At 37.5% G+C, this 14,601-nt stretch carries 13 protein-coding genes and 1 pseudogene; 8 read left to right on the top strand and 6 right to left on the bottom strand.

All coding sequences use genetic code 11. The features are described from left to right. A pseudogene (locus J582_RS26365) lies at positions 1-704 on the bottom strand (IS5-like element ISAba27 family transposase); the annotation flags it as partial. Positions 705-858: 154 nt separating this feature from the next. Here J582_RS26365 and J582_RS22510 point away from each other — a divergent pair. Further along, entirely contained in the window at positions 859-2,319 is a 1,461-nt protein-coding gene (locus tag J582_RS22510) for an alginate export family protein (protein ID WP_031981809.1), read from the top strand. 18 nt (positions 2,320-2,337) lie between these two features. After that, positions 2,338-2,958, top strand: coding sequence for a M17 family peptidase N-terminal domain-containing protein (locus tag J582_RS22505; RefSeq protein ID WP_032048638.1), 621 nt, complete (start codon positions 2,338-2,340; stop codon positions 2,956-2,958). Between the two features lie 92 nt (positions 2,959-3,050). On the opposite strand, the gene J582_RS22500 is transcribed toward J582_RS22505, so the two are convergent. Together J582_RS22500 and J582_RS22495 are read right to left on the bottom strand one after the other, a co-directional pair. After that, positions 3,051-3,962 (bottom strand): ornithine cyclodeaminase family protein, encoded by a 912-nt coding sequence (locus tag J582_RS22500; protein WP_031981810.1) that lies wholly within the window; start codon positions 3,960-3,962, stop codon positions 3,051-3,053. A 112-nt stretch (positions 3,963-4,074) separates the two neighbouring features. Continuing rightward, the gene (locus J582_RS22495; RefSeq protein ID WP_004886089.1) at positions 4,075-5,043 is read right to left on the bottom strand and encodes a threo-3-hydroxy-L-aspartate ammonia-lyase; all 969 of its coding nucleotides are present in this window, start codon (positions 5,041-5,043) and stop codon (positions 4,075-4,077) included. A 254-nt stretch (positions 5,044-5,297) separates the two neighbouring features. Here J582_RS22495 and J582_RS22490 point away from each other — a divergent pair, with 254 nt between their 5' ends. After that, entirely contained in the window at positions 5,298-5,921 is a 624-nt protein-coding gene (locus tag J582_RS22490) for a helix-turn-helix transcriptional regulator (protein ID WP_002052706.1), read from the top strand. A 111-nt stretch (positions 5,922-6,032) separates the two neighbouring features. Beyond that, a complete protein-coding gene (locus tag J582_RS27545; RefSeq protein WP_079377406.1) occupies positions 6,033-6,269 on the top strand; it encodes a hypothetical protein in 237 nt (78 codons plus the stop codon). 34 nt (positions 6,270-6,303) lie between these two features. On the opposite strand, the gene J582_RS22485 is transcribed toward J582_RS27545, so the two are convergent. Both J582_RS22485 and J582_RS22480 read right to left on the bottom strand, forming a co-directional pair. Further along, the gene (locus J582_RS22485; RefSeq protein WP_031981811.1) at positions 6,304-6,990 is read right to left on the bottom strand and encodes a pirin family protein; all 687 of its coding nucleotides are present in this window, start codon (positions 6,988-6,990) and stop codon (positions 6,304-6,306) included. Positions 6,991-7,175: 185 nt separating this feature from the next. After that, positions 7,176-8,432 (bottom strand): L,D-transpeptidase family protein, encoded by a 1,257-nt coding sequence (locus J582_RS22480; RefSeq protein WP_002052477.1) that lies wholly within the window; start codon positions 8,430-8,432, stop codon positions 7,176-7,178. A 305-nt stretch (positions 8,433-8,737) separates the two neighbouring features. Here J582_RS22480 and hemE point away from each other — a divergent pair, with 305 nt between their 5' ends. From hemE to J582_RS22460, 4 genes are all read left to right on the top strand, one after another. Further along, on the top strand, positions 8,738-9,811 hold the full coding sequence (gene hemE / locus J582_RS22475) for a uroporphyrinogen decarboxylase (RefSeq protein ID WP_031981812.1): 1,074 nt from the start codon (positions 8,738-8,740) through the stop codon (positions 9,809-9,811). A 6-nt stretch (positions 9,812-9,817) separates the two neighbouring features. Beyond that, positions 9,818-10,612 carry a DUF817 family protein gene (locus J582_RS22470; RefSeq protein WP_002052947.1) on the top strand — a complete coding sequence of 265 codons (795 nt, stop codon included), beginning with the start codon at positions 9,818-9,820 and terminating at the stop codon, positions 10,610-10,612. 143 nt (positions 10,613-10,755) lie between these two features. Continuing rightward, positions 10,756-11,226 carry a DUF3015 family protein gene (locus J582_RS22465; RefSeq protein WP_000914200.1) on the top strand — a complete coding sequence of 157 codons (471 nt, stop codon included), beginning with the start codon at positions 10,756-10,758 and terminating at the stop codon, positions 11,224-11,226. A 61-nt stretch (positions 11,227-11,287) separates the two neighbouring features. Continuing rightward, positions 11,288-13,180, top strand: coding sequence for a DUF4105 domain-containing protein (locus J582_RS22460; RefSeq protein ID WP_032048637.1), 1,893 nt, complete (start codon positions 11,288-11,290; stop codon positions 13,178-13,180). A gap of 67 nt (positions 13,181-13,247) precedes the next feature. On the opposite strand, the gene J582_RS22455 is transcribed toward J582_RS22460, so the two are convergent. Continuing rightward, on the bottom strand, positions 13,248-14,399 hold the full coding sequence (locus J582_RS22455) for an extended-spectrum class C beta-lactamase ADC-239 (RefSeq protein ID WP_031981814.1): 1,152 nt from the start codon (positions 14,397-14,399) through the stop codon (positions 13,248-13,250). Positions 14,400-14,601 lie beyond the last annotated feature (202 nt).

The following is a 14,601-nucleotide window of genomic DNA, read 5'->3' as shown; positions in this document are numbered from 1 at the left end:
TATGTTCGATCACAACTCGTATTTTTCCAATCATTTTATTGTACTTTTTCTCAACATCAAATAAGGGTAAATTCTTCTTTTTCTTTATTGGCATCAATAATTTAAAGCCATCTTGCTCTAATCCGTAGTACCCTAAATCGGTCATAACATATTTACAATGTTTGAATTTTTTAACCGTTCTTCTTGCCAATTTAATGTCATGCTGACTGCCATTCGATATATCTAGCCCTATGATTTGTTTGCTGTTCGGATGATAGATCACTTGTGCTTTTAGCGTATGTTTCTTCTTTTTACCACTGTAGAACTTACTCTGATTTTTTTTTCGGACGTTCTATTGAACATTCTGTCGCATCAATAATGACCCAGTTAAACTGTTCGTCTGCTGTGGTAATGCTTCGTTTTGGCAGAGTAAACCGTCTTGATTTCATCAATGCATCTTCAACCTTTTTAATGGTTCGATTCACATTACTTTCAGCGATATGGTAATTTGCAGCCAACTCCAATTGAGTGCTGTAATTCCGTAAGTAATTGAGTGTTAATAATAATTGATCCACTATAGCTAAAGTATGAGGACGCCCAGATTTCTTTTTAAGTGATTCTACTTCTTTTAAAACTTCGATCATTTCACTAAAAACTGGTCGAGGTACACCAACCAAGCGCTGGAATTCAGAATCTGAAAAACGATTTAATTTCTGATATCTCATGAAATTTAGATTGAGGTGGTTTTTACTTTCGCAAGAGGTCTAATTTATAGCCTAAATGATGGATTGAAATTTGCACTCATGCTGCCTAAGAGCAATGTGAGTGCAAAACCCCAAGTCTCTGCAACGACCTATTTATTACTATGGATAACACTTGATGGCCTCGCATGTTTTTAAAGACAGAACATATCGAACTAAGCACTCAGAGACTTACCTTAAAATAATAAAAATGAGTCTGTTATTAACCAGCAGTTTATTTTTCTACGAATCTGCTTATGCAGAAAATGAAGTCTCAAACACAAATGCATGTCCAACTCGTCCAAAAATCTCAACGAATCGTTGGCAAGAAAATTGGGATGTTTTAAAAAATCCGTGTGTGCCAAAGAAAATAGGAGACGACTTCAAATATATACCTTTTGGCGATAATAATTATTTATCACTGGGGGCAAATATTCGTGAACGTTTTGAAGTCAATAATAATGCCAAGTTTGGTACTGGAAATAATCAGGCCGATAGTTATTTAATTCAAAGATTACAAGCGCATGCAGATGTACGAATAGGTGATCATTTACAATTATTTACGCAGCTAAGCGATGCCCGAGCGTTTGATAAAAAGAATATTACCAGTACCGACCAAAATAGACTCGATATAGAACAAGCCTTTATTGCGTGGGTGAGTCCTTTAAATAATGGAACTTTTAAATTCAGAGTCGGCCGTCAAGAAATGGCTTTTGACTTACAGCGCTTTATTTCGAATAGAGAAGGCCCCAATGTTCGGCAAGCCTTTGATGGGGTATGGTCGGGGTATGAATATGGCGACTGGAGAGTTTTAGGTTATCTCACCAGACCTGTTCAGATAGAAAAAGATTCCACGTTTAATGACCGCTCGAAAAGCAATTTAAGCTTTAGTGGTTTTCGCGTAGATAAACAAAATGTATGGGATGTTGAGTTATCAGGTTATTACTCGCGTTATGAACGAGATAATGCATCCTTTCCAAGTATTAAGGGCAATGAGGTTCGAGACTTATATGACCTTCGTCATATGGGTAAAAAAAATAATGTCGATTGGGATGTTGAAGGCATGCTTCAGCATGGAAAAATCGGCGGACAAACAATTCAGGCTTGGGCGCTCAGTAGTATTACGGGATACACTTTTGCTGACCAAGCGTGGTCACCACGTTTAGGGGTTCAATTTGATATTGCCACAGGCGACAAAAAAGCCAACGATAATGAGCTCAATACTTTTAACCAGCTCTTTGCAAACGGTTCATATTTTACTTTGGCGGGTTACAGTGGCTACAGCAATATTATTCACATAAAACCATCTCTGACACTTAAGCCTTCCGATAAACTTACTCTGTTAAGTGCTTTAGGTTTTCAGTGGCGTGAAACCACTCAGGATGCGATTTATTTCCAAGGAAATAACAGCATGGCAAATACCGCGGGGCAAGGTTCGAGCTGGACTGGGGCATATCTTCAACTCAGAGCAGATCGAAAAATTAATTCGAATCTGTCTGTGGCTGCCGAAGGCGTGCACTTTGAGGTTGGAGATACCATTAAGAAAGCGGGTGGTAAAGACGCAAACTATTTAGGCCTTGAGCTTAAATATGGCTGGTAAAACGAGAAGAGTAAAAATATGAGCACAGAGATAAAGCAAACTAAAATTGGGTGTTACCAAAATTTAAACATTGAACTCGTGACTTGGGACTGTACCACGGCCGAGGTTGAGCTTTCCTGTGCTTGTATTTTTGAACATGAAATGAATAACCGTTCTTTTTCGGGTGGTTTGGCGCATTTAGATGAAGCTCTAAACGGAAGACTATATGAAATACGGAAAAATAACTGGTTTAGTGCAAAACTGAATGATGTTCTTTTAATAAATCAAACGCCTTCAACCATACAGGCAACTAAAGTTTTGCTTATAGGCATGGGGTCACCAGAAGATTTCATGATAGAGCGAATCGAGACTGCGATAAAAACTGCTATAAAAACAGCGCATCAATTGGAACTCAAAAGTGTGGCATTTGCGCCGAGTCTTTTAGATACAGGTCTGAATCCTCCTACTGGTTTAAATGAACTCATGCTAAGAAGTTTAAAAGAAGAATTAGACCGCCATCATCAGCTTTATTTGCAAAAATTAGTTAAAAAATCTGAAATTGAAAGATGGGTATTTGATGCGGGTTTTCAAAATTATGAGGCTAAGGCTGAGCAATATATCGCGTCTTTTGCCAAAGTTTTTACTCAAGATTCATTCTGATTTTAAAAATAAAATTCAGTAAAGCATTATGAAAAGGAACATGCTTTACATTTAACTGCATTAGCCTAAACGATGCAGTTAAATGATCAATATTAAGAAATTTCTAAAATTTTCTGAGCGATATATAAATCTTGGATCGATAAGCCTGAACTGTCATAAATTGTGATTTGTTCCTGAGATTGTCTACCTTGCGCATTTGCTAAAAGCACATCACCTATATTGATTAAGGTTGCAGTCTCAGGCGTATGTTGAAATTCACCAATGAGTTTAGACTGGACATTAAGGTCGCAAAATAAACCACTATGTGAAAATAGCTCTGGCGGAAGTTCTTGTTTGCCTTGTTTATCAGAACCCATCGATGAAATATGAGTGCCAGCTTTGACCCATTCAGCTTTAAAAAGAGGAGTGTGCGAAGAAGTTGCGGTCACAATAATATCGGCTTGTTCACAGGCTTCTTTTGCACCGGTAATGTTAAGCTTAACGCCTAAATGTTTGAGGGCATCTGCCATATTTTCAGCTTTATTTGAGTCGCGTCCGACTATAAAAATCTGGTCGAAATTTCTAATTCTTGCTAAAGCCTCACACTCATATTTGGCCTGATTTCCTGTACCAAATATAGCCAATACCTTTGAATCTTTTCTTGCCAATATATTGGTCGCAATTGCATTAGAAGCGGCTGTACGAAATGCGTTGACTTTGCCTGCTTCGATGGCAGCTGCCATTTTTCCATTGGCTTGATTAAATAATAAAATGAGCGCGTTATGGCGAGGCAAACCGTTTTTAGGGTTATCTTCCCAAAAAGAACCAACTTTAAGGCCAGCCAAATGCTCGGTCGCCGATGACTTAACACTAAAGGTATTTTTGCTATCGGACCCTTGACCATGAACTACAGCAAAACTTTTAGTGTCAGGTTGAGTTGCAGCAATTAAAGCTTGGTAAATGGCGTCATAAGCCAGTTCATGATTGATGAGAGCAGAAGATTCAGACTCAGAAATAAATCTCATCATATCTCCAAAAGTTTATTTAAATTAAGACACGAACACGTCGAGAGGCGAGTAGCATGTAATGCCTATCTATGACGCATTAACGGACATCCTAGATAGACATTGGCTTTTATTAAGCTGATAAAAACTCTACATATTTAGAAATATCAACGTTGCCACCACTAATAATGATGCCTATACGTTTGCCTTTTAACTCATGCTTTAAATTACGCGCAGCAGCAAATCCGAGGCATCCTGTCGGTTCAACGACCATTTTCATTCTTTCAGCAAAAAACTTCATACAGCTAATGAGGTCTTCATCTGTGACTGTCAAAATATCATCAACTTTTTGTTGAATTATAGGGAATGTTAATTTACCTAAATATTGCGTTTGAGCACCATCGGCAATAGTTTGCGGTGTATCAATATGAACAATTTCTCCTTTTCTAAAAGACATTTGCCCATCATTTCCTAAAGCAGGTTCAACGCCATATATTTTACAGTTCGGAGAAAGCTGGCGAGCAGACAGGGCAGAACCAGCCAATAAACCGCCACCACCTAAACATACAAATAGGTAATCTAATTCGCCGACTTCTTCAAATAACTCTTTTGCAGCCGTTCCTTGCCCAGCAATTACATGTGGATGGTCATAAGATGGAATGAGTGTCAAGCCATTTTTTTCGGCAATCTCTTTACCAATTTTTTCCCGATCTTCGGTATAACGGTCAAATTCAACAATATTACCGCCGTACTCTCGGGTCGCTGCCATTTTTGCAGCAGGGGCATCTTTAGGCATGATGATTGTTGCTGGAATACCAAGAATTTTTGATGCGAGCGCAATCGCTTGTGCATGATTTCCCGAAGAGAAAGCGACCACGCCAGCTTTTTTCTGAGCTTCATTGAATTGTAAAAGCGCATTTATTGCACCACGAAATTTGAAAGCACCAACTCGCTGAAAATTCTCACATTTAAAGAATACTTCTGCTTTAAATTCATTATTAACAGTACGTGAAGTTAAAACAGGAGTCTTATTTGCAAAACCTTTTATACGTTCAGCAGCGGCTGCGACATCTTCATAAGTGGGAAGGGTTAAATTTTTCATAATTAAACCTAATTCTATTCATGTTTTCGGATGCAAGATTTGGTATTGCTCAAGGAATACACAAGATAGTAGCCTTGTTTAGATAAAATATATATGTTTAGATAAAATGTCTAATTTTATTTTCTAATGTGATAACAATGAGATATAAGATTTTGATTTACATTAAGTTTAAAATTAGATAAAAAGTCTAAATTACTATTACATGCTTCATTCTAAAGTTTGAAATAGTAAGTAAGTCATTTGGAGGAAATACCTTGGGAAATCGTGATAAACATTTGCTCACTCAACTAGATACCATCGCGAAGGGGTTAAGTGAAACGCTATTTCCTTTTTGTGAGGTCGTTGTCCATGACTTAACAAATCCTGAGCATGCCATACTCTCTATACATAACAATTTATCTGGTCGAAAAATTGGAGATCCAGCTACTGAGTTAGGGTTGGCTAGAATCATGTCTCCAGAGTTTCCAAACCTCATTTCAAACTATGCAAACCAGTTTGCTGATGGCCGTCCTGCCAAAAGTACGTCTATTGGGATTAAAGATGAAGAAGGCCAGTATGTAGCCGCTTTATGTATGAATATTGATTTAACCCTATTTAGGGGGATGCAAAGCGCTTTAGAGCAGTTTACTAAAATTGAAACTGACAACATTATTGAAAATTTAGAACCGAATGGTACAGAGGCAATTCGAAGATATATTGACCAATTTGCCTCAAAGCATGCTACGACACCGCGTATGTTAAAACTCAATGAGCGTAAACAATTAGTACATGAGTTAAAAAATAACGGTTTGTTAGATATTAAAAAGGCTGTCGAGACAGTGGCACAACATTTAGGTATATCAAGAGCCAGTGCCTATTTGTATGTAAAAGAAACTTAATAGATTGATCTTATCTATCAAAAAACAACTTGTTTATTCAACATAGCTCATTTAAATAAATGGATAGGGACACAATAAGTATCTCTATAGCCTTATCAAGGAGGTCGTTATTTGAAGTTATTTATTATTATATTTATAGCCATTTTTTCGAGTATTGGACTGATCTGTTTAATCGCGCTACTCAGAAATTTAAAAAGTTATTCGCCATCGAGTGATCATGATTATTCATCTTCAACACATCATTTACACGATAATAGTTCTAGTCATCATCATAGCTCTAATTATTCAAATGATTGTTCATCGTCTTCAGACTCAGGGAGTTGCGATGGGGGCGGAGGAAGCGATTAAAAAAGCCCTTTCATATAAAAGGGCTTTTAGTTATTTAAGGTAAATCAAACCAAATGAATTGGCTGTCTTCAAGTGCATGAATCACGGCGTTATCTTCAAACACTAAAGCATCACCCGCTTTAACTTCTTGATCACCAATACGAATTACACCTGAAATGACATGAACGTAATTTACGCGTTTTGATGTTTCAATAGGAAGTTCATTTCCTTTTTCCAATACAGCAGATTTGACCTCTGCGTTTTGGCGGATGTGCATTGGGGCATTTGCATCGGGGCCTGCAATTAAATGCCATTTATTTGGATCTTTACGTGGGTCCAAACTAATTTGTTGGTAATTTGGCTCGGCTTCTTTTACGTCTGGAATAATCCAGATTTGTAATAGATGTACGGGTGTATCAGTGTTATTAATTTCACTATGAGCCACGCCTGTACCAGCGCTCATAAGTTGCCATTCACCTGCCTTAATTTGGCCTTCATTTCCCATCGTGTCACGGTGTGAAATTGCACCATCGAGCACACATGTTAAAATTTCCATGTTGTCATGAGAGTGAGTGCCGAAACCGTTATGGGCATCAATTTGGTCGTCATTAATCACGCGTAATGCACTTACACCCATATATTTAGGGTTATACCAGTTACCAAATGAAAAGCTATGGTAAGACTCTAACCAACCTGCTTTAACATGACCACGATCTTCACTACGATGCAAATAAGCATTCATGACTCGATCTCCTCAAATTATTATTGATCTCTTAAGGAATATGTTAAACCTGTAGAAACAAGCTAAAAATAGAGTAGATGCAACATATTGTTGCGTTTTTAATATGATCAAGACATCTAGAAATTTTCGTTTTAAATTTTAGATATAAAAAAGCCTGCATAAAGCAGGCTTTTTCTTTTAAAAGATTATTCTAAGAATTTAACAGTGACACCTGAACGTACTTTATTACCTAAATCGTTAGCATCCCAGTTTGTTAAACGGATACAACCGTGTGATGCAGTTTTAGAAATTAAAGACGGGTTTGGTGTACCGTGAATACCGAATGATTTTTTACTTAAACCAATCCAGATGTTACCTACAGGAGCGTTAGGACCTGGTGGTAAAGAAAGTGGTTTTAAGTTTTTACCTTGTACGAAGTTCGAAGGTGAATAGCTATACCAAGGGTTACGCGCAACACCAACTACCTTATAAGTACCGGTCGGAGATGGCGTATCAGTACTGCCAATTGTTGCAGGAAATGAGGCAATCATTTGATTGCGGCTATTAAACAGATACAACTGTTTAGCACCTTTATGCGCAATAATTAAATGAATGTCTTCTGGTAAGTCATTGCGTACGTTAGGAACAATAATTTTCTCACCAACTTTTTTGAAGGTTGCTTTCGGGTTTAGTTTCTTTAAGAAACCTTCGTCAATATGGAACTTCTCGCCCAACATTTCACTCACGCGAGTGTAATACAAACCTTTCATTTTGGCCTGTAATGCATAGTCAGAAGGAATTGACTCAGCATACGGACCTTTGAGGTCTGCATCAGTAATGGTGTATTCAATAAATGCTGGTTTTGTTTGTTTTGCAACAAGCGCATCCCAAGTTTCTTTAGTAAGTTCACCAGTAGGTGATAAACCATTCATTTGCTGGAAAGATGCAATTGCTTTAAGCGTGTTTTTACCGCTCATACCATCAATTGCACCCGGTGAAGCATGCGCATTGTTTAGCATGACATGGGCACGTGCATAAACTGGTAATTGACCTTTACCAATATTTTCGTACCACTCAGCATTGTTTAAGCCATCTAATGTCCATGAAACGGCTGGAGCAGAAGTAGCAGTCTTAGATGCTGTTGTTGTTTTAGCTGGCGCTGTTGGTTCTGAAGCAGCAATACCTGAATCGGCATTTGGATCTTCAGCTTTTTGTAAATTTTGTAATGTTGTAGACGCTCGATTTAAGTCATTTTGTTCTTGAGCTGTAATCTGTGTCTGGGCTTGAGCTTGAGTTTGGGCTTTAACAGTTGAAGCAGCATCTACAGCAAGCGGATCAATCGGATCTTCTACAGGAGCAGATACTTTTTTAGGAGTGACTGGTTGCTCAGTTGTTGACGCAGCCAAAGCAACATTAGCAATAATACAACTTAAACTCATAGCGAGTAATGAGCGAACAAACATGTAATTCAACCTTAAGAATTTTCATATAAGCAATAGGGTAAGGAGACTGATCCTAAAGTTTATAAAATCACCGATAACGCAATGTATGCGTATTTAAGTATTGGTGAATTTAATCATTAAAGGAAGATCAATAAACCCGATGTAACATGTTGCAAGTATTGCAGAAAACCGAGCTTCTTGCAGTAGACTTTTGTGTAAATATGCATTTTTTAGTAGATTGACAAGTTTTTTGTATGAAATTGAAATTATAAAAACATTCACCTTTTTGATATGATGCTGCCACATGAAAAAGATAGAGATCGGCAATGACGACACTTAAAAATGATCGTTTCTTACGTGCTTTATTACGTGAGCCTGTAGATACCACTCCAATATGGATGATGCGCCAAGCAGGACGTTATTTGCCTGAATATCGGGAAACACGCTCAAAAGCTGGTGACTTTCTATCTTTATGCAAAAATACAGAGTTTGCTTGTGAAGTAACTTTACAACCTTTGCGTCGCTACGATTTAGACGCAGCAATTTTATTTTCAGATATTTTAACGATTCCAGATGCATTAGGACTAGGCCTTTATTTTGAAACAGGCGAAGGCCCTAAGTTTCATAAAACGGTTCGTACTGAACAAGATGTAGCAAACTTACCTAAGTTAAATGCTAAATCTGATCTTGATTATGTCATGAACGCAGTAAGCACAATTCGCTCTGCTTTAGGTGGTCAGGTTCCACTCATTGGTTTTTCGGGTAGCCCTTGGACACTGGCGACTTATATGGTTGAAGGTGGTTCAAGCAAAGAGTTCCGTTTTACCAAGCAAATGATGTATCCCCAGCCGGAAGTTTTGCATGCGTTGCTTGACCATTTAGCAGATTCAGTCATTGATTATCTAAATGCGCAAATTGATGCAGGCGCTCAAGCAATTCAAATCTTTGATAGTTGGGGCGGGGCTTTAGCACACCGTGAATATGTAGAGTTCTCGCTGAACTATATGAAAAAGATTATTGCAGGTCTGCAACGTGAAAAAAATGGACGCCGTATTCCTGTCATCGTATTCACTAAAGGTGGTGGTCAGTGGCTAGAGCCAATGATTACAACAGGTGCAGATGCATTAGGTTTAGACTGGACCACACCATTAAATACAGCTCGTACAACTGTAGCAGGCCGTGTTGCCCTACAAGGAAACCTTGATCCGGCTGTTTTATATGGTTCAGCGGCTTCAATTGAAAAAGCAGTGAAAGCCATGCTAGATGATGCTTATGCAAATGGTGAGAAGACAGGCTATGTTGCAAACTTAGGCCATGGCATTACCCAATGGGTAGATCCGGCCCAGCCAAAAATCTTTGTAGATACAGTACATGAGTATAGTGCTAAATATCTAGGATAGTTTTTTGTGCAATATCTCTCTTTAACCTTTCAATTTATTGGCAAGGCTGTTTCGGCAGCCTTGTTTGGTATTTTGCTTTTAATTGCTTTTGCTTTAACCGCGCCGATGGGAAGCCATGAATATATGGGTTTTTATCGTTATGATTATTTACTCATCTATGCACTCATTATTCAGATTTGCCTGTTGTATTTAAAGCTTGAGTCTTGGCAAGAAGCCAAGGTCATTGCTTTATTTCATATCATGGCAATGGTCATGGAAATCTTTTTGACACACCCTGGCATTGCTTCATGGCAATATCCGCAGCCTGCTGTGTTTAAAATTATTACTGTGCCTTTATTTGCAGGCTTTATGTACTCGGCTGTAGGTAGCTTTTTTGCTCGCTCAATCCGTTTATTTCAAGTTTCTTTTGAAAAACTTCCAAGTTTTGGAAGTATGCTTTTTCTCGCATTTTTCTCATATATTAATTTTATGAGTAAATTTTTTATACCAGATATTCGCTATATTTTATTTGCTTTTAGTGTTTATATTTTCTGGAAAACTACACTTTATTTTCAAATAAATGAACGTAAGTTTAAAACTCCAATGCTTCCTGTGTTGGTGACACTCGCATTCATAATTTGGGTTGCTGAAAATATTAGTACATTTTATAAAATTTGGGTTTATCCAAGTCAGATCAATGCTTGGCATATGGTGGGATGGGGTAAACTTGGTTCATGGTATTTATTATTACTACTAAGTTTAGTATTAGTTCTTAAAATATTAGGTCATCGAGATAATCAAGGTAATTGGAATTTAAAATAAAAATTTCCTTTTTACTTTTTATCATATTATTTAATTTTTAATTGCTAAATGACAAGCATATCGCTATCTTTGAAGGGTGTAACAATAGTTACACATAACAATACATAAGAAACAATCAATAATGATTTTGGAGATATACATCTATGTTAAAAAAATTAGCTTTAGCTGCTTTGTTAGCAGCTGGTTCAAGTGTTGCTATGGCTGATAACGATGTAGGTTGTGGTGTGGGTACGCAAGTATGGGCTGGCCAAAAAGGAGTGGTGCCTAAAATTCTTGCTGCAACAACAAACGGTATTTTTACTAACCAATTATTAGGTATTACTTTCGGTACTTTAGGTTGCCGTCAAGGCGGAACAGTAACAGCTCAAGTTGTTACTTTCACAAATGAAAATGCAGAAGCTTTAGCGCGTGATATGGCTGTAGGCCAAGGTGAAAGCCTGAACGTACTTGCTGAGTTAATGCAAATTAAACCACAAGACAAAGACCGTTTCTTCAAAGTTTCAAAAGCAAACTTCGGTGAAATCTATTCAACAAACAACCAAAACACACTTCAAGTATTAGCATCATTACAAAACGTAATGGCTAAAGACGAAGTTTTAAAAGCTTACGTATAAGTTTGAAATTGAAAACCCTGCCATTCGGCAGGGTTTTTCTTATATTTAATGATAAAAATTGATGAGCTTAATGAAATCGGTTGCTTTAATTTTTGCCTCATTGGCAGTTAATATTGCGTATTCAGCAGAAATAAATCCATCTATTCAAAACTATTGGTCTATTGCAGAACAAAAAAAATTAGATCAAGACATTACATGGCAACGGCTCATGTATGCCAATAAAAACCAGAAGAGTGAAGTAAGTTATTCAGGTTATTTTATTGCTGCAAATGGGAAAAATAATTTAAAAGAAGAACAGAAAGCTGATATCGCCGCATTATTTACACCAGCCCCAGACAACCAGTCAATACGTTGTAAATTTCCGGCACGTAGTCAGTGGCTTATAAAGCAATTAGGCATTCAAGAAAATGAATTGCCGCAAGTAAAATGTTCAGAGTTTGAAAACTGGATTGGCCAGATTAAGCCTTATAAAGCGACTTTAATTTATGCGACTGACTTTATGGGCAATCCAAGCTCAATGTTTGGTCATACCTTATTGCGCTTAGACCCTAAAGATCAAAAGCAGTTAAACCTCGTTTCTTACGCTGTAAATTATGCAGCCACTGTCGCAGGCAATGACAACTGGTCATATGCTTGGAAAGGCTTAACAGGGCAGTATCCGGGTGAATATTCACTTATGCCTTATTATCGTAAGGTAAAAGAGTATGGTGATTTTGAAAGCCGTGATTTATGGGAATATGAGTTAAATCTATCTCCTGAAGAAACACGTTTTTTGGTGAGCCATATTTGGGAAATGCAACATGTGAGCTTTCCTTATTACTTTGTAAGTGACAACTGTGCCTATCGGTTACTGGGCTTAGTCGATTTAGTTAAACCTGAGTCTCATCTACAAGAGAAGTTTAATTATGCTTCCATTCCAATGGAAACCATTAAAGCGATGCAACAGCAAGGGCTCACCAAAGCTCCTGTTTATCGACCCGCTTTAGAAACTCAATTATTGGCCCAAGCTCATCAACATGGTGCGTCTTTAGCAAAAGTAGCTCATCAAGTAGCAATGAAGCCAATTCAACAGTCTACAGAAACACTTAAATCATTTAGCCCATCAGATCAGGCCAAAATCCTTGAGATGGCTTACGATGATTTATATCTACAATTTATTGGTCGCAAAGTTGAAGAAAGCTTTGCCCAGCCACAGCTTAGACAGCTTTTAGCACTACGAAGTCAGATTGATTTAGATAAACAGCGCCAAGAACCTAAACGACCTTCTACTGAGCCAACACAAGGCCATAATGCACGTAATGTTTCACTAAAACTGGGCGAAGTGCAAGGTGACAAGTTTATCGAGATAGGTCATAGACAGGCTTATCATGACTTAATAGATCCTCAAGGCGGATACCGTGCTGGTACTCAATTATTATTTTTAAATGGTAATGCGCAGTGGCGTAACGATCATCTAAAACTTGAACACCTTGATCTGTTAGAGGTGAACTCCTATAACCCGATTCAACCATTTAAAACACCGCTGACTTGGGGATTTAACTTAGGTTGGCGTCAGGAAGCGGTTCAAGACGGTGTTTATAGTGATGCAAAGCAGCATGGCGTCGCGAGTTTTAATGCTCAGGTTGGTTACAGTCTTGCAGATTATGAGCGCAAACATATTTGCTATGGGCAGGTACAAACTTACGTCCAAGCGGGTTCAAATTTAGATAAAGGTTGGCGTGTAGGAGTAGGGCCGACATTAGGGTGTATGAATCAGTGGTTTGAAAAGTTTAACTCAGTGGTGCAAGTGGAGTTGCCATATTGGGAAGACAAAAACCAATGGAACTTACGTTTAAATACACAGTGGCAATATGTCATTAATAGCAATAATGCTATTCGGCTTAATTGGGATTATGAAAAACAGAATCATCTGGACTGGATGAAATCAAGTCTTGGATATGTTTGGTTCTTTTAAATCATATATTCATAAAAAAGAGAGAAATAGATGAAGACTATTTCTCTCTTTTTGTTTTAGGGAAAAATTATTTCTTTATTGCATTCAGCACAGCATAAGCTGCCTTAATGCGTTCTTCATTTGGAATGCGTTTATTGGTTAACATGACTAAACCAATATTTTCTTTAGGTATAAATACGGCATAGGTTCCGAAACCATTTGTTGAACCAGTTTTGTGGTACATCTTAACTGAAGGTTCTTTTGAAATAGCAGTCACTTTATTAGGTTTCATCACAATCTGTTCTGAATTACTGTCTAATAAAGTTTGTAACGTTGCCGGATAAGCAAACTCTTCCCAACCGAGTGCCTGATACATGCTATTTACTTGATAGCGACCTTGATGTGTCTCATTAATTGCACGTTGAATATTTGCCGGATATTTCTGTGGGTTCAGGTTGGCATGAATAAAGCTCAGCATGTCGGGTAGGGTCGATTTGACGCCGTATGCTGGGGCATCGAGTGGGCCAGGGTTAACTCGAATTGGCTGATTTTCTTGGTTATAGCCAAATGCATAGTTTTGCATCTGAGTTTTAGGCACATTGACATAGCTATGTTTTAAGCCAAGGTCCGGAAAAATCGTTTTTTCCAAGACCTGACTAAAAGGCTGCTTCATTGATAAACCAACTATTTCCCCAAATAGGCCAATACTTGGGTTTGAATATTGTCTATATTCACCGATAGGGTTTTTAGGTTTCCAATCTTTAAAAAAAGTTAAAACCTGTTGATCTGTTTGTACTTCATCTGGGAATTGCAAAGCGAGGTTACCACTTGTATAGGTGGCAAGTTGAAGTAAATTGACCTGATCAATTGGGGTGTTTTTTAACTCTTTCCAGTATTTGCCCGGCGTATCATCAAAAGAGATTTTTCCTGTATTTTTTGCATAAGCACCTGCCGTCGCAGTAAATAATTTACTGACAGAACCTAGCTCAAAAATGGTATTGCTATTTACAGCTTTTTTATCTTGAACGGATTGTAGACCATAATACGTTTCATATTTTTTATTGTTTTGAATAACACCTACCGCCATACCCGGCACATTATATTTTTCTAATAAGGGTTTAAAATTTTGATCTACCAATTGTTTAATTTCTTGGTCTTTAGAAGTATTGCCCGCATAAATTGAGGTATTAAAAATAAAAAGAGAAGGTAAAAGTAAGTAAGAAATTTTTTTAAATCGCATGATTCGCTCATAAATCATTTAAAAAGAAAGATGCGTACTTTTATAACAAAAATCATCTAATTTAATTGTTATGTTTTATAGAGTTGGATTGAAGATTTATAGCGTTTAGCTATAAAAAAAGCCCAACATTGTCGGGCTTTTTGCAGTAAAACTATATTAGTAGCTTTCTGGTACAGCACTTAAAAATTCACGGCGTGCTTCT

Source organism: Acinetobacter sp. 1566109, assembly GCF_000582255.1.
Lineage (GTDB): Bacteria > Pseudomonadota > Gammaproteobacteria > Pseudomonadales > Moraxellaceae > Acinetobacter > Acinetobacter nosocomialis.
The sequence above is the reverse complement of the archived record's forward strand: the minus strand, read 5'-3'. Positions and strand labels throughout refer to the sequence as shown.